This window comes from Pseudomonas sp. MPB23, assembly GCF_046605395.1.
Lineage (GTDB): Bacteria > Pseudomonadota > Gammaproteobacteria > Pseudomonadales > Pseudomonadaceae > Aquipseudomonas.
The window spans coordinates 3,240,293-3,259,381 of sequence record NZ_CP176771.1; the positions used below are offsets into that span (position 1 = coordinate 3,240,293).

The following is a 19,089-nucleotide window of genomic DNA, read 5'->3' on the forward strand; positions in this document are numbered from 1 at the left end:
CTCGACGACGGATACTTGGCTGGCTTGTTTTTATACATGCAGTGGGGGCTATACATACAATACTTAGGGTGAGGGTAAAAGTTGGAAATTATCTAATGTAAAAGTTACGTGGCCCTTTGTTCGTTTGCATGTTGTACTGGACCGACTATCCGGCGGCGCCCCAACTGCGGTCTCCAACGGCTGGGCAGGCTATTGCTACGGCGGCATAAGGGGATTTGATGTTGAATGTTTGATTTTGATTTTTTGCTCAAAAGATAAGGGCGGTTATTGGGTGCGCTATTTAAATGTATCGGTCTGGAGGGTAATTAATGATTGTGTACATTAACGGTTGCTTCTTGCTTTTGTGGGGTTTGTCTTTTGATAGTTTCGAATGCGGTATTATCCGCAGGTGAACGGTGCGATATTGATGTGTCTATATCTGGGTTAAGTGTTGATTTGGTAGCTAATGTCGTTGGTGGTGGAGGAGGCTATTATAATAATTTGATTCGATTGCCCTGTGTTGAGTAAGTAGTTGGTTATTTAGATGCGGCCAAAAGTGCCAAATCTAAAATAATGGCGGAAGGTTTTGAATGTGAAAAATATTGTCTATGGGCGGCAGGACGGTGAGGCAGGCCCCGGGATTGCCTATAGCACCCTCTCTAAGAGACTGGGTGGCAGTTATGTGTTTGTCTTTCAATGTAATGCCTTTTGTGAGGTTAATATATCTAATTTAAAAAAATACTTCGGGTAATTGACAAGAATCGAAGAGTGCGGGATGAGTGATTGGTTGTTGAAGGATTATGCAGTCGTTATGATTCTGCCTTTCGTGAACAAGGTATTTTTAAGTCAAGTGGGTGAGGTGTTCCCCCCCATCAACTATCCCCCCCCGCAAGAACCCTCGCCGCAACATACCCAAACGTCATCCCAGGCCCCAGTGTGATCCCCCCACTCGGGTAATACCCATTCATGATGCTATTCATGTCATTACCCACGACAAATAACCCCGGAATCGCCACGCCCTGTTCGTCCAATGCGCGGGCGCTGGCGTCGGTCTTGAGGCCGGCGAAGGTGCCGAGGCTGCCGGGGACTAGTTTTATTGCGTAGAACGGCGCGTCGCGCAGGCTGCCGAGGGATGGGTTGGGTCCGTGCAGGGCTTCGCCTTGTGCTTTGTTGTATAGCGATTCTCCGCGCTGGAAGAGTGGGTCGTGGCCGCGTTCTGCGCCGAGGTTGAAGGCGTTGACCGTGGCGTTCAGTTGTTGCGCGTCGATGCCGCATTGGTGTGCCAGGTCGGTCAGTGTCGGGGCTTTGAGCAGGTAGCCTGAGCGTATGTAGTGCGCGGTCGGGAACGGGAACGGTTTGGACCAGCCCAAGCCATAGCGACGTTGGGCGCGGTGATCGCAGATCAGCCAGGAGGTTGGGGTTTCTCCTGGGCCGGTGGCGTTGAACAGGGCGCACATGTAGTCGTGGTAGGAGTCGGCTTCGTTGACGAAGCGGCGGCCATCCTGGCGCACGGCGATGAAGCCGGGTTTGGCGCGTTCCATCAGGTGCGGGAAGCCGCTGAAGCCGCCGTCTTCGCGTGGGACCCGGGACACCGGTGCCCATGCGGCGGGGTGGGGCAGGTCGGATGCTACGCACGCGCCGACGCGTTCGCCCAGGCGCAGGCCATCGCCGGTATTGCCTTTGGGCGCTGCGCTCAGGTGTTCGGTGCCGTTGGGGGCATGGGTGAACAGGCGGGCGATGCGCTGTTGATCGTGGGGGAAGCCGCCACACGCGAGGACCACGCCGCGCCGGGCGTGGATCTCGGTCAGGCGACCGGCAGATTCGACGCGCGCGCCGACCACCCGCGCCCCGTCGCGCAGCAGTTCGCGCACGGGCGTTTCGGTCAGCAGGCGCACGTTGCGGTCCAGCGCGCTTTTGAGCAGGCGGGCCACCAGTGCGTTGCCGTTCACCAGGTGCATGCCGCGCCCATGACGCAGCACGTCACGGGCGTGTCGCAACAGGCGCTTGCCGGCGTAGAGCAGTGACGACGGCGACTGGCGCGCATTGAGAAAGTGATTGAGATCGGCACCGCCGGCGATGCCCATTCCGGCCGGGCTGATGAGGTCGAGCGGGCGCCGCAACTTGTTGATCCAGGGGCCGAGGCGACGACCGTCGAAAGGTTGCGCACACACCGAACGGCCCCCTTTGGCGTAGCCTTCGCTGGCGTGAAAGTCGGGCATTTTGCTGCCGGAGAAAAACTGCACCTCGGTGTGGCCTTGAAAGAACTCGACCATCTTCGGGCCTTGTTCGAGAAAGGTTTCCACGTGGGGACTGAGCACGTCGGTGTGCAGTTCATGACGCAGGTAAACCCGCGCTTGTTCGAGGTCTTCCACGATGTCGTCGGCGATGGCCAGTGGATTGCGCGGAATCCACAGCCAACCCCCCGACCAGGCACTGGTGCCGCCGAGCAGGGGTTCTTTTTCCACCACGATCACCTCCAGGCCCAGTTGCGCCGCGGTCACCGCCGCGGCCAGACCGGAAGCGCCGGAGCCGACGACCAACACATCACAAAGCAGGGAATCGCTGAGGCACATAGGGACTACCGTGAGAAGGCGTGAGGTTGGCCGCTCTTGAGCAGAAACGGCGCAACCGTGCGACGGGGTTATTGGAGTGGCGAAAAGTCGGTCGGACGCAGCAGGCGTGATTCCAGGCTCACCACGGCGTCCAGTGCCTTGTTCTGCTGGGCGAAGTCCTGCCAGCGCGGATCGGCCGCCATCGCGTTGCGGCGGGTGATGCGCTCGTCGAGGCTGGCGTAGCCCCAGATGTGCACCACTTGATTGACCTCACCGATTTCGGTGGTGAAGAAGCCGATCAGGTTGCCCAGGTGTTCTTGTTGCACGGCCAAGGCGGCGCTTTTGTACAGGGCCAGCCAGTCGCCGAGCTTGGTCGGTTTAATCGTGTAGGTGCGCAGTTCGTAGTACATGGTGTTCTCCAGTGGGGGCAGGTTGTGCCGTTTGGCGGTCGAGCCGCCGGGCAATGTCGCTGGCAGCGAGGTAGCCGAAGGTGATGCCAGGACCGAGGGTGATACCGGGGCCGGGGTAGGTGCCGTCCATGATCGAATTCATTTCGTTGCCGGCCGCATAGAGCCCGGGGATCGGCGCGTGGTGGCGATCGAGTACGTTGGCCTGGGCGTTGGTCACCAGCCCACGGGCCGAACCCAGGTCGCCGGTGAATACCCGCACGGCATAGAAAGGCGCCTTGTGCAGCGGTTTCAGGCACGGGTTGGGCTGATGCAGCGGGTCGCCCATGTAGCGGTTGTAGGCGCTGCTGCCCTTGCCGAATTGGCGGTCGACACCCTGTTCGGCATCGGCGTTGTAGTGCACGACGGTCTGCGCCAGGGTGGCCGCGTCGATGCCGGTGACCTGCGCCAGTTCGGTGAGGCTGTCGGCACGAAACAGATAGCCGGCCTTGATCAGCGCGCTGTTGTCGACCGGCCGCGGCCGCGCCAGTCCCATGCCGTAACGGTTCAGCGCTTCGCTGTCGCAGATCAGCCAGCAGGGCGCATTGGCGCCGCCATTGGCGAACATGGCCTCGACGAAGCAATGGTAGGAGTCGGATTCATTGACGAACCGCTGCCCGGCGCGATTGACCGCGATCACGCCAGGTTTGGCGCGGTCGGTCACCAAGTGCGGAAAGCGTTCCACGCTGCCATCGGCCTTGCGCAGCACCGAGACAGGCGCCCAGAAAAAGTTCGCTGCCAGGTTGTCGCCAATGGCCGCATGCACCGAGGCGGCCAGGCGTTGCCCGTCACCGACGTTGGCGGCAGGCGACATGCTCCAGTGCTCCGACGCCGTCGATGGCCGCTGTTCGGCCGCTTGCGCACCCGCCGCGAAACCGCCCATGGCCAGCACCACACCGCCCCGTGCACGGACCGAATGGGTGACACCGCCGCGGGAAATCCGTACGCCCTTGACCGAACCCTGTTCCACGATCAACGCCTCGGGCGTGGCTTGCAGCCACAGGTCGACGCCGTTGGCCAGGGCGGTGGTCGCCAGGCGTGCGATCAAGGCATTGCCTACGGTCAGGCGGGTCCCGCGTGGGTGCCTGAGTCGGTCGACGGCATACCGCCCCAAGAGTTTGACGCAGTGCCAGAGGGATTTCGGCGAGCGCTTGAAACTGAGGAAGTGCTGGATATCGACACGATTGACCATCATGCCGCCGAACAGCAGCATGCCGTCCGGTGGCCGTTTCAGGTCCTTGAAATGCTCACCGAGGCGGCGTCCGTCGTATTCGTCGATTTCCAGCGCGCGGCCGGTTTGCGTACCGCCGGGCAGGTCCGGGTAATAGTCCGGCGACAGCGGTCGCAGGCTGTAACTCAGCTCGCTGTTGGCTTGCAGATAGCGCAGCGCTTCACGTCCCTGTTCGATGAATGCGTCGATCAATGTCGGGTTGTAGCCCGCGCCGATGACTGCCTTGAGGTAACGGCGCATCTGTTCGGCGCTCAGGTGATGCCCGGCGGCCCGGGCCTGGTCGGTATCGTGCAGCCAGACCGCGCCACCGGAAATCGCCGACGTGCCGCCAAAGACTTCGGTCTTTTCCACCAGCAGGACCTTGAGGCCGCGAGCGCTGGCCGTCACGGCGGCGGCAAAACCGGCCGCGCCGCTGCCCAGGACAATCACGTCATAGGTCAGCTCGGCCGGGGCGCGGTGCACGGAAGGGGTCGTGTTCATTGTTTATCGCCTGTTGAAGATGCGCGCGGACATTCAGATTTCCAGCGGCGTCACGCCCATGAAGTGACCGAGGTTGCCCAACTGCGCCAGAGCCATTTCCGGGCCGGTCTGAATCCCACAGCCCAGGCGCTGGGCGCAGGCGAGAAAGGGTGTCACCGCCGGCGAGGTGACGACGTCGGCGACCAGCGTGGTAGCGCTCAGGGTTTCCATCAGCGGCAGCGGGAGCGGCATCTGGCCGTCATCGTCCGTGGCGTTCATGCCGACCGGTGAGGCGTTCACCACCAGGTCAAAGGGCGCGAGCGAGGTCGGGTTGGCGCTGATCACGATCTCCGGGAACACGCTGCACAACAACTCGCTCAGCACCTCGACACGCTCGTGGTTCAGGTCGCTGATCACCAGGTGGCTGACCCCACCCTCGCACAACGAATAGGCAATCGCGCTGCCGACACCGCCCGTGCCGATCACCAGGGCCTGTTTGCCTTCGGGATTGAAGCCGTGCTTGCGCGCGGCGTTGAGAAAGCCTTCGCCGTCGACGATATCGCCCACCAGCCGACCGTCGGCCTCGCGGCGGATCACATTGACCGAGCGCAGGGCCGCCGAGCGCTCGCTGACGCTGTCCAGGCGATTGGCCAAGAGTTGTTTGTAAGGCACCGTCACCACGCAACCGCGCAGGTTTTGCCAGCCGCGCAGGGTCTGAACGAAGTTCTGCAGGGCCGACGGCGCAAGGTCGATGGCGAGCATTGCGACGTTGTGCTGGTGGCTGGCGAACCAGCGGTTGAAGTTTTCCGGCGATTTCACCTGGGCAATCGGTGAGCCGACAATGGCGACCAGTTCAGTCGAACCCTGAATCATGCTGTGTACCCGCTTATTGGCTGTGTTGTGGGGCCGATACTGCAAGCGGGGCCCCCAGCGAACAATCAAGTGCGCGGGCGAATACGTTGATAATCGCAGTAGCAGTGCGATAATCGCAGCATTTGCCTGATTGAGAGCCTGAGTCGATGAAGCAACCCACCATTCATTCGCGGGATTTGATCGTCGGCCTGCAAAAAGGCCTGGCGTTATTGCAGTTGTTTTCCCAGGAGCATCCGCGCCTGAGCGTGCCGCAAGTGGCGCGCATGGCCGACATGACCCAAAGCGCCGCCCGGCGTTTTCTGCTGACCTTGGTGCATGACGATTTCGCGCAGACCGACGGGCGCCACTACTGGCTGACCGCCAAGACCTTGCGGATCGGCCAGGCCTACGTCGATTCGGCGGTGCTGCCGCGCATGCTGCGACCGATTGTGGAACAGGTGGCGCGGACCACCCAGGAGCATGTGTCGGTGGGCGTGCGCGATGGTGATGACATCGTGCATATCGTGCGCAGCCGCTACAGCCATATCACCTCGATGTCGATCCGCCCCGGCTCCCGGGTGCCGATGTATTGCACCGGCAGTGGCCGGCTCTGGCTGGCGAGTGTGAGCGAAGAGGCGCTCACCGCGTATTTCAGCCGTAACGAACTCCGTGCGATCACCCCTTACACCGTGACGGACGAAGCGCGCATCCGCGCCGAGATTGCCTTGGCGGGCGAGCGTGGGTATGTCCTGGTGGACCAGGAATATGAAGTGGGCATGCGTGTATTGAGCGTGCCGCTGATTGATCGGGAAGGGCGCTTGCAGGCGACCTTGACCCTGACCACCCACGCCTCGCGCATGAGCGTCGAGGACATGCGCGAGCGTTATCTGTCGGCGTTGTACGAAGGGCAGGCGTTGCTGCGCCCGATCATGACGCTCTGAGCCTCAATGACGTGTGGCCTGGGCCTGGAGGCGAAACTCGCTGGGGCTGCACTGGGCGTGTTTGCGAAAAAAGCGGCTGAAGTAACCGACATCGGCAAAGCCCATGCCGTGGGCAATCTGCTTGACGCTTTGGGTTGAATGGGCCAGCTCGCGCTTGGCTTCGAGGATCAGCCGGGCATTGATCAGGGTCATGGGGGTCATGCCCAGTTGTTCATGGCACAGCCGGCTCAGGGTGACCACGGTGATCCCGAGGAAATTGGCGTAGTCATGCAGCGAAAGGTGTTCGCGAAAATGCCGGTTGACCCGTTCGCGGAAGGCGATCATCTGCTGGCTGCGTCGATCGTGACGCTGCGCATGCGGCTCGTGGGTGGGCTCGCTCAGGCGCAGCATCTGGATCACCAGCGCGAGCAACAATGACATGCTGCACGCGACGTGCTCCCGGCCGCGACCGTGGTACTCCTCGTACAAGGCCCGATACAGCGGCTCCAGCGGATTGTCGGCCGGCGCCCACTGCGGCAGGGCGACCACCCAGGGTTTCTGGATTTGCGCCAACAGGCCTGGAGAGAGCACCTGGACGATGCTTTCCAGCGGATGCTGCACGGCGGTGATCACATGCCCGTCGACCCGCCCGTGCCAGGCGAAGCCATGGACGATCTGCTCAGGGATGAACAGCAGGCACGGCGCCTTGACCTCGATCCGCTGGTTGTCCAGCAGCACCTCGCCTTCGCCGCTTTGCAGGTACAGCATCTGCAACAACCCCTCGTGTCGATGGGCGGCGATCTCCCAGTTATAGGCGCCGGAGCGCAGGGAGATCGACTCGACATGCAGGGAGTCGTGCCAGATCGGCGCCGCCGCCTCGCCATACAGGGCATAGCTGGGAATCTTGTTCATTATTTTTATGGGTCTACGGGCACGTGTTTCCTACCTTAGCGAAGAATCCGCGCGTTGGGCAATTCGCCGCCGATTTGTCGTAAAAGTCTCGACGGTTGAAGGTTTTGTCCATTCTTGCGAGCCGTCCCACGCTTCTATCCTGAGCATCGCTGGCTGCATCCCGTGCAGTGGGTGAATTGTCTTGAAATGCGTGTTGGAGATAACAATGAATAATAACGACCTGCAGAAAAGCTGGCTGAATCTGGACTCCAAGGTCTGTGTCCTCACGGGCGCGGCCGGCGGCATCGGTAGCGCGATTGCTGGCGCGCTGGTGCGCCAGAACGCCCATGTGGTGCTGCTTGATCGCGATGAACAAAAATGCCGCGAGCTGGCCGCCGAATTGGCGCAACACAGTGAAGCGGATGTCTCGGTGCTGCACTGCGATATTGCCGACCCCGTCAGCGTGCAACACGCCGCCGAACAGGTGCAGGCGCTCCACGGGCGCTGCGATGTACTGATCAACAACGCCAGCGTGTTGCAGGCCGGGGCGCTGGAAACGCTGAGCCTGGACCACTGGAACCAGGTGCTGTCGGTCAACCTGACCGGCTATCTGTTGTGTGCCCAGGCCTTCGGGCGGCTGATGCTGGCCCGGCAAAGCGGCAGCATCGTGCACATCGCGTCGATCGCCGCGCATTGCCCGCAAACCTTCAGCGGCGCCTACAGTGCCGCCAAGGCCGGGGTCGCCATGCTCTCGCGGCAGATCGCGGCAGAGTGGGGGCCACGGGGCATTCGCAGCAATGTCATCTGCCCGGGCCTGATCCGCACGCCGCTGTCGGCGGCGTTCTATGCCGACCCCAAGGTCGAGCAGCAGCGCAAGGCGATGACCGCCAACCAGCGCATCGGCGAGCCCCAGGACATTGCCGATGCCGTCCTCTTCCTCGCGAGCCCGCGGGCCGGTTATGTCAACGCGGCCGAGTTGACCGTCGACGGTGGCCTGGAAAGCATGCTGATGGCGTTGATTCCACGCCCCGGCTTTGAATCCCCCATGGCCAGCCGCCAGGCCTGACCTGCGTTCGGTCGATGACGGCCGACTCCGAATCCCCCAGCGAACCTGCGTCTGTCGTGCTGTCGATGACGGCGAGCGTTCGGCTGGCTTTTACCGAGAGAGACTGACTATGACGACGACAACGACCGCGGCGATCCGTCGCTGCGACGTGCTGGTGATCGGCGCCGGCGCCGGTGGCCTGGCGACCGCCATCACCGCGCGTAAGCAGGGGCTGGAAGTCATTGTGATTGAAAAGGATGCGTACTTCGGCGGCACCACCGCGTTCTCGGGAGGTGTGCTGTGGATTCCCGGCAACGCGCTGTCCAAGGCCAAGGGCATCGCGGACAGCCGGGAGGCCGCGCTGACCTACATGAAAAACGAAACGGGCGATTTCTACGATGCCGAGGCGGTCGAGGCGTTTCTCGATAACGCGCCGCAGATGATCGACTTTTTCCAGCGAGAGACCGAGGTCCAGTTCATCCCGACCCTCTACCCGGACTATCACCCGGACGTGGCCGGTGGCGTCGACATCGGCCGTTCGATCCTCGCCGCGCCGTTCGACATCCGCCGGTTGGGGGCCGACATGGCACGTCTGCGCCCGCCGCTCAAAACCATCACGTTCATTGGGATGATGTTCAATTCGTCGAATGCCGACCTCAAGCATTTCTTCAATGCCACCAAGTCCCTGACTTCATTCCTCTATGTCGCCAAGCGCCTGATGACCCACGCCAAGGAGTTGCTGCTGTACCGGCGCGGCATCCAGGTCACCAGCGGCAATGCCTTGGCTGCGCGGTTGGCGAAGTCGGCGCTGGACCTGGGGATTCCGATTCTCACGCAAACCAGCGCGCGGCAATTGTTGAAAGACGCGGACCGGGTCACCGGAGTGATCGCTCAGACCGAAGGCGGTGAAGTACGCTTTGAAGCCCGCCAGGGCGTGGTACTGGCCAGCGGTGGGTTTTCCCATGACCTGCAACGGTTGACGCAGGCCTATCCCCATGTGCGTCGTGGGGGCGAGCATTTCTCACCGGTGCCGCAGACCAACACCGGGGACGGCGCGCGCATGGCCGAGGCCTTGGGCGGCCGCGTCGACATACGGCTCAAGGCGCCTGCGGCCTGGATGCCGGTCTCGAAAGTGCCGATGGGTAACGGCACCTTCACGGCCTTCCCCCATCTGCTCGATCGTTACAAGCCCGGCGTGATCGGTGTGACGCGCAATGGCCAACGCTTCACCAACGAGTCCAACTCCTACCACGACGTCGGCGCGGCGATGATCGAGGCCTGTGCCAATCAAACCGAAACCGCCATGTGGCTGATCTGCGACCGCCGGACCATGGCCAAGTATGGCCTGGGTTACGCCAAGCCGGCGCCGATGCCCCTCGCGCCCTTGCTGCGCAACGGCTACCTGCACAGCGGCCGCACCCTGGCGCAATTGGCGCAGAGCGCCGGGCTCGACGCAGCCGGGCTGGAACAGACCGTGCGGGATTACAATCGCACGGCGGGGCAGGGCGTGGACCGGCAGTTCGGCCGTGGCACCACCACCTTCAACCGTTACCTCGCCGACCCGCAGCACCTGCCCAACCCGTGCGTGGCGCCGATTGGCGACGGGCCTTACTACGCCCTCAAAGTGATCATGGGCGATCTGGGCACCTTTGACGGCATCCAAACCAGCGTGTGCGGGGAAGTGCTCGATCATCAGGGCCAGGCGATCAACGGGCTTTACGCGGTGGGCAACGACCGCGCGAGCATCATGGGCGGCAACTATCCCGCCGCCGGCATCACCCTCGGGCCGATCATGACCTTCGGCTATCTCACCGGCCTGCACCTGGCGCGGGTGGCCGCCGCAACAACACCGGGCAACCCTCGGCAGGAGGTGGCCTGATGCATCACAAGCCGGTCATCGACCACCGCATCTACACCATCCGCCCACGGGGCATGCCCGAGTTCATCGAGGTCTTCGATCGCCTGGCCATGCCGGTTTTGCTCGAGCATCTGGGCGCGCCGCTGGGGTTCTTTACCAGCAGCATCGGCCCGTTGAACCAAGTCGTGCACCTCTGGGGCTACGACAGCCTCGATGACTTCGAGCGACGCAGCCAGGCACGAGACAGCGACCCGCGCTTCCCGGCCTACCTGCAGGCGTCGGCGCATCTGATCATTGCCCAGGAAACCCGGATTATCCGTCCGGTGCGGTTCCACAGCCTCGGCGGTGCCTGAACCGCCGATTAACGTCCTCGTTTCACCCCAATAAAAAAGCGGGCGCCGTGGTTGCGCGCCCCCACAACACAGAGGTGATTTTCATGCTGACAACCCAACCCATCGACATCCACGCGCTGATCAACAGTCGCCCCATCGGCGCCTTTCAGAAGTGGGTGGTATTCCTCGGTTTCCTGATCATCGGCCTGGATGGCTTCGATGTGGCAATCATGGGCTTTATCGCCCCACAACTGAAAATGGACTGGGGCTTGAGCCATCAGCAGTTGGGCCCGGTATTGAGTGCGGCGCTGATCGGCCTGGCGGTCGGCGCACTGGTCGCCGGGCCGCTGGCCGACCGTTACGGGCGCAAGATCGTGCTGGTGAGCAGTGTGTCCATGTTTGGCCTGTGGACGCTGGCGACGGCGTTTTCCCCGGACATCAGCACCATGGTGATCCTGCGCTTCCTCACCGGGCTGGGGCTCGGCGCGGCCATGCCGAATGCCAGTACCTTGGTGTCGGAGTACGCGCCGCAGCGCAGCCGTTCGTTCCTGATCACGGTGGCGTTTTGCGGGTTCTCCCTGGGCGCTGCCGGCGGCGGGTTTCTGTCGGCCTGGATGATCCCGGCCTTCGGCTGGAAAAGCATGCTGATCCTCGGCGGCGTTCTGCCCCTGCTGGTGGCGCCGCTGCTGTATTTCAAACTGCCCGAGTCGGTGACCTTCCTGGTCGCCAAGCGCGCGCCGAACGCACGTATCCGCGCCATTGTGGAAAAGCTCGCGCCGGGCGTCAGTGACGCGACATCGACCTTCTGCCTGCCGGCTCATCCGCTGATGCGGTCTTCGGCGATACAGATCGTGTTGTCGCCGTCCTATCGCTTCGGCACGTTGATGTTGTGGAGCGGTTATGTGCTGGCGTTGTTTCTGGTCTACCTGTTCAGCGGCTGGTTACCGACTCTGGTGAAAGACGGCGGCGGTTATAGCGTCGCGGACGCGGCCATTGTGACCGCGATGTTCCAGATCGGCGGGCCCGCCGGCGCGTTGTGTGTCGGCTGGGTCATGGATCGCTGGAATAAATACCGGGTGTTGATGGCGGTGTTCGTGTTGAGCGGTGGGGTGATCTATGCGATCGGCCAGGCCACCGGGCACTTCGTGTTGTTGTGCCTGATCGCCTGGCTGGTCGGGTTCGGCCTCAATGGCGCCAGCGTTGGCATGAACGCGCTGGCCGCCACGTTCTACCCCACCCAGGCGCGCGCCACGGGCGCCAGTTGGATGAGCGGCATCGGTCGCTTCGGCGCGATCCTCAGCGCCTTTGCCGGCGCGCAGATGCTCAGTTGGGGCTGGACCTTCGCGCAAGTGTTCGCGGCGCTGGTGGTGCCGTCCGCTCTGGCGGCCCTGGCGATCTATGGGCTGGGGCGCAGCGCCGGCACGGTGTCGAGCGATCGCCAGGTCGCGTCCGCGCCACCGGGCCGGACGAACGCCTAGACCTTGAAACGCTCCACCAGGCGTTCCAACTCATGCCCCAGCCGCGCCAGTTCGTTACTCGACGCGGCGGTTTCTTCGCAGGTGTTGGCCGTCTGGTCGGAGATGTCGCGAACGCTGATCACGGCGCGATTGATCTCTTCGGTGACGGCGCTTTGCTGTTCCGCCGCCGTTGCGATCTGCTGGTTCATGCTCTGGATGATCGAGACCTTGCTGGTGATGTTCTCCAGCGCGCTGACCGCGCGATGGGTGCATTCCACGCTGCTTTCGCTCAACAGCAGGCTGCTTTCCATGCCGGAGGCCACGGCTTGGGTGCCGCTCTGGACCCCGGCGACCAGGCTTTCAATTTCTTCGGTGGAGCGCTGGGTGCGCAGGGCAAGGTTGCGCACCTCGTCGGCCACCACCGCAAAACCACGCCCGGCTTCTCCGGCGCGCGCGGCTTCGATCGCGGCGTTCAGCGCCAGCAGGTTGGTCTGCTGGGCAACGGCCTTGATCACATCCAGCACGCCGCCGATTTTATCGCTTTGTTCCTGCAGGTGACGGACCGCGTCGGCTGACTGGTTGAGTTCCGTCGCCAGGCGCTGGATCTGTGCGATGGTTTCAGCCACGATCTGCTCGCCCTCGCTGGCCTGCTGATCGGCGATGGACGCCGCGACGGAGGCTTCTTCGGCGTTGCGTGCGACGTTCTGTACGGTGGCCGTCATCTCGTTCATGGCGGTGGCGACATGATCCGTTTCGGCCTTCTGGTTGCTGATGCCAGAGTTCGTTTGCTCAGTCACCGCCGACAGTTGTTCGGCGGCGCTGGCCACCTGGATGACGCCGGATCGAATGCCATCGATCAGTTCATGCAGGTTGAGCATCATCTGCTGAAGCCCGGATTGCAGTTGGCCCAGTTCGTCACGCCGGGTCACTGCCACCTTCTCGGTCAAATCGCCCCTGGCGATGCGGTTCACCGCCTGGAGCGTGTGCTGCAGGGGGTTGACGATTTGTCGTGTGATGACCCATGCGGCCAGTGCGCCGAGCAACAGGGCCAGGGTCGCGACCAGGCTGAGCAGGGTTTTGGCGGACGCGGCATCGGCATCGCGCTTGGTGTTTTGCGAGTCAATGAGTTTTTGCGTGGTGTCGAGCAACAGGTCGCCCAACTGTGCCATCCGTTTGAACAGGGGCGCTTGGTCAACGTTGGGCGTGGCCAGGTCCTTCAGCAGTTTCCCGTACTCCTTGGCGGCATCTTGCTGTTGGCGAATCAGGTCGTCATCGTGTGGGTCGATGAATTGGGCCCTGATACGGTCCAGGTGGGCCGCAAGATGATCCAGGGTTTGCTGCAGCGGTTGAAAGGCATCCGCTTGGGTGCTCGTGCCGATGCGTAAACGAATGATCCGCAGGTCTTTGGTGTAATCGCTGATCTGAGCAATCTCCTCAACCTTCAGTCCGCGATCGGTCAATGTCACCACGGCATACCAGCCTGTTGCGGCCAGTAATAACGTAAGCCCCAGCACCAGGCCGAATCCCCAACTCAATTTAGCGCTGACGCGGATATTACTGATCCAGCCGGACATATGGCCTCCAGAAAATGGTTAGTTGATCCTTGATTCCCTGAGTGTCGACCCTCAAACCCAATGCTTTAGTGCTAACGGGGAGGTCAGGGTGTTTCAGATGGCCATTCGGGCCTTGGATAAAAAAATTAGTAGTACGAGGGGCATTGTTCGATGCGATAGCTGAAAGGTTACAGCCCGCTATCTGTCAGGTGTTTATGCAGATAGAGGTGTTTAGGCTAAGGATGGTCTGAAAAAGACTTCCCGAATCTGGTGAAATACGCCGATCCCGTTGCCCGAGTTTCCCGATGAAGCAAATGACCTTCGCCGACGCCGAGTACGCCGGCAAGCGCAAGCAGACCCGCAAAGAGTTGTTCCTGATCGAGATGGATCAGGTGGTGCCGTGGAAGGGTTTGATTGCCCTGATCGAGCCGCACTACCCCAAGGGTGAAGGTGGTCGTCCGGCGTATCAGCTGATGGCGATGCTGCGCGTACATTTGATGCAGAACTGGTTCGGCTACAGCGATCCGGCGATGGAGGAGGCGCTGTACGAGACCACAATCTTGCGCCAGTTTGCCGGGCTGAACCTAGAGCGTATTCCCGACGAAACCACCATCCTCAATTTCCGTCGCCTGCTGGAGAAGCACGAGTTGGCGGCCGGGATTCTGGCGGTGATCAATGGTTACCTGGGCGATCGGGGCCTGTCGCTGCGCCAGGGCACCATCGTCGATGCCACGCTGATCCATGCGCCGAGTTCGACCAAGAACAAGGACGGTAAGCGTGACCCGGAAATGCACCAGACCAAGAAGGGCAATCAGTATTACTTCGGCATGAAGGCCCACATCGGCGCCGATGCCGAGTCCGGCCTGGTGCACAGCGTGGTAGGGACGGCAGCCAACGTTGCAGACGTTACCCAGGTCGACAAGCTGCTGCACGGTGAGGAAAACATGGTGGGTGCCGACGCGGGTTACACCGGCGTCGAGAAGCGCCCGGAACATGAAGGCCGGGAGGTGATCTGGCAGATCGCGGCCCGCCGCAGTACGTACAAGAAGCTGAGTAAGCGCAGCGCGCTGTACAAAGCCAAGCGCAAGATCGAGAAGGCCAAGGCCCAGGTGCGCGCCAAGGTCGAGCACCCGTTCCGGGTGATCAAGCGCCAGTTCGGTTATGTGAAGACACGCTTCCGTGGCCTGGCGAAGAACACCGCGCAGTTGGTGACACTGTTCGCGCTGTCGAACCTGTGGATGGCGCGCCGACATTTGCTGACGAATGCAGGAGAGGTGCGTCTGTAATGCGGGAAATGGCCGGCGCGAGGTGCTCGCGCCGGCTATAAATCCGGAAAGAGGGGATGATTTGATCGTTTTTTAGCCGAATCACCGTTTTGAAATCGGCAAGGGCTGGAGTCAGCCAGAAATACCTGACTACTTCAGACCATCCCTAAGTGTCTTTTTCGGTACTAAGCGTGTTGTCTTGTGCTTTAGTCGAATATAAAAAAAGCCTGGAGTCTGGTGGGCAGTAATCGAAAAGAGTGCAGGGCGGTCACGAGGAGTTTAGAACGCGATCGATTTTTTCAGATAAGAAAACAGTTGGTCCTGGCAGGCCCTGTATTGGTTTTCAAGGTGCTCGACTTCCCACATGCGCGCCAGCCAGACCTCATCGCAGGCGGCTTCCAAATGATTGACGGTGGTCATCCAGGCCGTTTGGGCGGTGGCCGTCGCTTGAAGTAATTGCAACAGCTCTTCACTTATCGCAAGGGTGTTCGATGACGCGTGTATGGACGACATTAAAAGTACCGGGACTCAATTTAAACAGGGGGATATATACCGCGCACTATAAGGCGCCGTTCGCGAGCGGCAGTATTCGACTAATGGCTAACGCGACGGCGGCGTCTATATGGCTTTTTTGGGTATGGATATTCAGCTTGTTTATACAGTTTCCTTTATCGGTGTCGTGTTTGACTGCGTTAAGCCGGTGATTCGATTCAGCCGACAAGTTGACTCGGCATGTAACCGTTATCGAATAAAACGCTGCTGATCTTTTAGATGCCAGCGTGATCAACGGCTGCGTCGATTCTCCAGGGCCGTGAACAACAACATGCCAGCCAACATGGCCAGCATGAACAGGATGGCTTGCCAGTGACCGGTGAGCAGGATGGCCACGGCCGGGCCAGGACAAATCCCGGCAATGCCCCAACCGATGCCAAACAACAGGCTGCCGCCGATCAGGCGTCGGTCCGGTTCACGTTTGGCGGGGAACTGCATGGGGCTGCCCAGGAGCGAACGGGACTGCCGGCGTGCCCAGGTCATCGGGCCAATGGCCACGGCAATCGCGCCGACCATGACCAGCCCCAGGGACGGGTCCCAGGCGCCGGCGACATCCAGGAATGCCAGCACTTTTCGCGGGTTGGCCATGCCCGCCAGCAGCAGGCCCAGGCCGAACAACAGGCCCGCAATGAACGCGGTGAATTTGAGCATGTTCAGCCCCCCAGTAGATGACGCAGCACAAACACCGTAAGAAAGCCGCTGAGCATGAAGCACAGCGTGGCAACCATCGAGCGTGGCGACAGGCGCGACAGGCCGCACACTCCATGGCCACTGGTGCAACCCGAGCCGTAGCGTGTGCCAACGCCCACCAGGACTCCGGCGAGGATCAGCCCGAGCCAGCCGCTCTGGAACTCGATCAGCGGCATTACGGCGAACAGCCCCCAGAGCAGCGGGGCGACGAGCAGGCCGAGCAGAAACAGGGCTTTCTCACTCACGCCTTCGCCACCGCGCTGCAGCAGACTGCCGATCAGGCCGCTGATGCCGGCGATCCGGCCGTTGCCGACGGCGAACAGACTGGCGGCCAGGCCAATCAAGGCGCCGCCGGCCAGGGACGACCAGGGCGTGAAGTTGATCCAGTCGACAGTCATGGGGCTTCTCCGGTGGGGGGTGAGAGGCGTGCTTCAGGCACGCCTGGACGTCGGCAGTTCGGGCTCATGATCCAAGCGCCTTGACCAGCAGGGCCACCGCCACCAGCATCGACACGGCGGCAAACCCGCGTTGCAAGTGCGGGCCTGCCAGCCGCGCTGCGATCAGGCGCCCGCCAGTCATGCCAAACAATGCGCCCACAGAGAACGGCAGGGCAACCGCCCACTGCAAATGCCCGGCCGCCGAACTGGCGGCCACGCCGGACATCGACACCAATGCAATCACCGCCAGGGACGTTGCCAGCACCGATTGCGCGTTCAAGTTGGTGTAGCGCTGCAACGCCGGCACCATCACGAATCCGCCGCCCACGCCGAGCAGGCCCGAAAGCCCGCCCGCGACTATGCCAGACACGGTGAGCGCCCAGGCGCAGGGCGCGGTCCAGTTGAGCTTTCCGCGCTGGGTGTCGAGGACGCACGGCGGCAGCTTGGTCGCGACCGGCGCCTTGGACGCCGGCAACGAGCGTTTGAACACCCGGAACGCCACGTACATCAGCACGCAGGCAAACATGATCGTCAACGGACGATTCGGCGTGCGCTGCGCCAGCCACAGGCCCAGGGGCGAGCAGATGATCCCCGCGGCGGCGATCAACAGCGCGGCCTTGTAGCGCACGGTGCCGTTCTTGAGGCCCATCACCGCGCCCAGGGTCGCCGCCAGGCCGACCGCGAGCAAACCGATGGGCCCGGCCTCGGCCATGCTCAGCCCCGCCCCGAACACCAGCAATGGCACCGCGAGTATGCCGCCGCCGGCGCCGGTCAGGGCCAGGATCACACCCACCGTCAGCCCCAGCAGTAAGACGATGATCATCCCAGTCTCCTTGCCTTCAATGCGGTTTTCATTGGTCGGTCAACTCGGGTTTGGCCAACCATTCCCGGCCCTTGAGCATGCCCTTCCAATACAGCGGCGGCAGAATCCGCTCTTTGAGCAACCAGGCCAGTCGGGAAGGGCGGGTGCCGTCGATCAACCAGGACGGGAAGCTGGGGGCGACCTTGCCGCCATAGGTGAATTCCGCCAGGACGATCTTGCCGCGCTCCACCGTCAGCGGGCAGGAGCCATAGCCGTCGTACTGGGCGCAGCCGTTCGCCTTGCCCATGGCCGCCAACACGTTATGGGCCACCACCGGCGCCTGCTTGCGAGCGGCGGCGGCGGTCTTGGCGTTGCTCGAGTTGGCCGCGTCGCCCAGTGCATGAATGTTTGCCCAGGTTTTATGCCGCAGCGTGGCGGGGTCGACATCAATCCAGCCGGCCGCGTCGGCCAGCGGGCTGACCCGGATGAAATCCGGCGCGATCTGCGGCGGCACCACGTGCAGCAAATCGAACTCGCAGGTCACCTCGTGGTTCGTGCCGTCCGCATTCGCGCTGTTGAACGTGGCGGTGCGCGCCGGGCCATCGACGCGGGTGAGGGTGTGGCCGAAATTCAGGTCGATCCTGTAAGCCTTGACGTATTCCATCAGCGCCGGCACATAGTCGGGCACCCCGAACAGCACCGCACCGGCGCTGTAGAACTCGATCTCGACGTCATTCAGCACGCCGCTGCGTTTCCAATGGTCGGCCGACAAGTACATGGCTTTTTGCGGCGCGCCGGCACATTTGATCGGCATGGGCGGCTGCGTGAAGATCGCCCGGCCACCGCGCAACTGCTGCACCTGTTCCCAGGTGTAAGGCGCCAGGTGATACAGGTAGTTGGAGGTCACGCCGTTGCGGCCCAGGGTCTGCGACAACCCCTCGATGGCATGCCAATTGAGCTTCAGGCCGGGGCAGACGATCAGTTGCTCGTATTTGACCACCCGGCAGCCATCCAGAATGACCGCATTGCGCTCGGGCTCGAACGCCGCCACCGCCGCCTTGATCCAATGCACGCCACGGGGCAGGGTGGTGCCCATCGTGTGGGCCGTTTGGCGCGCATCGAAGACACCGCCGCCCACCAGCGTCCAACCGGGCTGGTAGTAGTGCACATCAGCCGGGTCGATGATCGCAATGTCGAGCCCCGGTTCGCGGGCCAGCAGGCTGGAGGCGGTGGCGATCCCCGCCGCGCCGGCGCCGATGATGACCACGCTGTGTTGCGCTTCGGCCACTTCGATCGGGGTGCGGCCCTGGTTCGCGATCCGGCGGATCACGCCCTTCATGTCGAACCCGGCTTTCTTGGCGCTTTCGACGATGTGCGGCAAGTCGTGTTGACCGGCTTGCGACAGCGCCCACATCGTGGTCGAGCGCATCCCCGAACGGCAATAGGCCAACACCGGCTTGGGCAGCGTTTCCAGGAGCTTGCCGAAGGCAACCCCCTGTTCGTCCGTGACCTTGCCCGATTCGGCGGGCAGGTAGTGCGCTTCGATACCGACGGCGTCGGCGGCGCGTTTTATCTCGGCGAACAGCGGTTGGTCACTGCCTTCGCCGTCGGGGCGGTTGCACACAATGGCGCGAAAGCCTTCGGCTTTGAGTTCAGCCAGTTGGCTGGGGAAAATCTGTTCCGATACTGATAGAGCAGGGGCAAGGCGGCGCAAATCCATAAATGTCTCCGTGATGGGCATTTTTTCTTATGGTTTTTTTGGGTTAGA

At 62.1% G+C, this 19,089-nt stretch carries 17 protein-coding genes; 6 read left to right on the forward strand and 11 right to left on the reverse strand.

What is annotated here, in order from left to right:
• Nucleotides 1–851 precede the first annotated feature (851 nt).
• The 4 genes from ACLH0J_RS15090 to ACLH0J_RS15105 all read right to left on the reverse strand — a co-directional run bounded on the left by ACLH0J_RS15090 (nucleotide 852) and on the right by ACLH0J_RS15105 (nucleotide 5,540).
• Nucleotides 852–2,552 (reverse strand): FAD-dependent oxidoreductase, encoded by a 1,701-nt coding sequence (locus tag ACLH0J_RS15090; RefSeq protein WP_411392611.1) that lies wholly within the window; start codon nucleotides 2,550–2,552, stop codon nucleotides 852–854.
• Nucleotides 2,553–2,620: 68 nt separating this feature from the next.
• A complete protein-coding gene (locus ACLH0J_RS15095; RefSeq protein ID WP_411392612.1) occupies nucleotides 2,621–2,941 on the reverse strand; it encodes an NIPSNAP family protein in 321 nt (106 codons plus the stop codon).
• Nucleotides 2,910–4,688 carry an FAD-dependent oxidoreductase gene (locus tag ACLH0J_RS15100; protein ID WP_411392613.1) on the reverse strand — a complete coding sequence of 593 codons (1,779 nt, stop codon included), beginning with the start codon at nucleotides 4,686–4,688 and terminating at the stop codon, nucleotides 2,910–2,912. Before ACLH0J_RS15100 ends, ACLH0J_RS15095 begins: the two co-directional genes overlap by 32 nt.
• Before the next feature lie 33 nt (nucleotides 4,689–4,721).
• Complete coding sequence (locus tag ACLH0J_RS15105) at nucleotides 4,722–5,540, reverse strand: shikimate dehydrogenase family protein (RefSeq protein ID WP_411392614.1); 819 nt, start codon at nucleotides 5,538–5,540, stop codon at nucleotides 4,722–4,724.
• Between the two features lie 146 nt (nucleotides 5,541–5,686).
• Between ACLH0J_RS15105 and ACLH0J_RS15110 the strand changes: the two genes are divergently transcribed.
• Complete coding sequence (locus tag ACLH0J_RS15110; protein ID WP_411392615.1) at nucleotides 5,687–6,460, forward strand: IclR family transcriptional regulator C-terminal domain-containing protein; 774 nt, start codon at nucleotides 5,687–5,689, stop codon at nucleotides 6,458–6,460.
• 3 nt (nucleotides 6,461–6,463) lie between these two features.
• Here the strand turns inward: ACLH0J_RS15110 and ACLH0J_RS15115 are convergent, their stop codons facing one another.
• Nucleotides 6,464–7,351, reverse strand: a complete 888-nt coding sequence (locus ACLH0J_RS15115) for a helix-turn-helix domain-containing protein (protein WP_411392616.1) — start codon at nucleotides 7,349–7,351, stop codon at nucleotides 6,464–6,466.
• Between the two features lie 205 nt (nucleotides 7,352–7,556).
• On the opposite strand from ACLH0J_RS15115, the gene ACLH0J_RS15120 reads away from it, so the two are divergent.
• From ACLH0J_RS15120 to ACLH0J_RS15135, 4 genes are all read left to right on the forward strand, one after another.
• Nucleotides 7,557–8,396, forward strand: coding sequence for an SDR family NAD(P)-dependent oxidoreductase (locus tag ACLH0J_RS15120; RefSeq protein ID WP_411392617.1), 840 nt, complete (start codon nucleotides 7,557–7,559; stop codon nucleotides 8,394–8,396).
• 109 nt (nucleotides 8,397–8,505) lie between these two features.
• The gene (locus ACLH0J_RS15125) at nucleotides 8,506–10,254 is read left to right on the forward strand and encodes an FAD-dependent oxidoreductase (protein ID WP_411392618.1); all 1,749 of its coding nucleotides are present in this window, start codon (nucleotides 8,506–8,508) and stop codon (nucleotides 10,252–10,254) included.
• Nucleotides 10,254–10,586 (forward strand): NIPSNAP family protein, encoded by a 333-nt coding sequence (locus ACLH0J_RS15130; RefSeq protein WP_411392619.1) that lies wholly within the window; start codon nucleotides 10,254–10,256, stop codon nucleotides 10,584–10,586. The genes ACLH0J_RS15125 and ACLH0J_RS15130 overlap by 1 nt, the downstream gene beginning before the upstream one ends.
• Before the next feature lie 83 nt (nucleotides 10,587–10,669).
• Nucleotides 10,670–12,043 carry an MFS transporter gene (locus ACLH0J_RS15135; RefSeq protein WP_411392620.1) on the forward strand — a complete coding sequence of 458 codons (1,374 nt, stop codon included), beginning with the start codon at nucleotides 10,670–10,672 and terminating at the stop codon, nucleotides 12,041–12,043.
• Here the strand turns inward: ACLH0J_RS15135 and ACLH0J_RS15140 are convergent.
• Nucleotides 12,040–13,596, reverse strand: coding sequence for a methyl-accepting chemotaxis protein (locus tag ACLH0J_RS15140; RefSeq protein ID WP_411392621.1), 1,557 nt, complete (start codon nucleotides 13,594–13,596; stop codon nucleotides 12,040–12,042). The genes ACLH0J_RS15135 and ACLH0J_RS15140 overlap by 4 nt on opposite strands.
• A 284-nt stretch (nucleotides 13,597–13,880) precedes the next feature.
• Between ACLH0J_RS15140 and ACLH0J_RS15145 the strand changes: the two genes are divergently transcribed.
• Nucleotides 13,881–14,861 (forward strand): IS5-like element ISPst5 family transposase, encoded by a 981-nt coding sequence (locus ACLH0J_RS15145; RefSeq protein ID WP_014819555.1) that lies wholly within the window; start codon nucleotides 13,881–13,883, stop codon nucleotides 14,859–14,861.
• A 258-nt stretch (nucleotides 14,862–15,119) separates the two neighbouring features.
• Here the strand turns inward: ACLH0J_RS15145 and ACLH0J_RS15150 are convergent, their stop codons facing one another.
• From ACLH0J_RS15150 to ACLH0J_RS15170, 5 genes are all read right to left on the reverse strand, one after another.
• Nucleotides 15,120–15,353 (reverse strand): hypothetical protein, encoded by a 234-nt coding sequence (locus tag ACLH0J_RS15150; RefSeq protein ID WP_411392622.1) that lies wholly within the window; start codon nucleotides 15,351–15,353, stop codon nucleotides 15,120–15,122.
• A gap of 270 nt (nucleotides 15,354–15,623) precedes the next feature.
• Complete coding sequence (locus tag ACLH0J_RS15155) at nucleotides 15,624–16,043, reverse strand: DUF6691 family protein (RefSeq protein ID WP_411392623.1); 420 nt, start codon at nucleotides 16,041–16,043, stop codon at nucleotides 15,624–15,626.
• A gap of 2 nt (nucleotides 16,044–16,045) precedes the next feature.
• Nucleotides 16,046–16,480, reverse strand: coding sequence for a YeeE/YedE family protein (locus ACLH0J_RS15160; protein ID WP_411392624.1), 435 nt, complete (start codon nucleotides 16,478–16,480; stop codon nucleotides 16,046–16,048).
• A gap of 64 nt (nucleotides 16,481–16,544) precedes the next feature.
• Nucleotides 16,545–17,342: a sulfite exporter TauE/SafE family protein gene (locus tag ACLH0J_RS15165; RefSeq protein WP_411392625.1), complete on the reverse strand. Its 798-nt coding sequence runs from the start codon at nucleotides 17,340–17,342 to the stop codon at nucleotides 16,545–16,547.
• A gap of 28 nt (nucleotides 17,343–17,370) precedes the next feature.
• A complete protein-coding gene (locus ACLH0J_RS15170) occupies nucleotides 17,371–19,041 on the reverse strand; it encodes a TIGR01244 family sulfur transferase (RefSeq protein ID WP_411392626.1) in 1,671 nt (556 codons plus the stop codon).
• Between the last annotated feature and the right edge of the window lie 48 nt (nucleotides 19,042–19,089).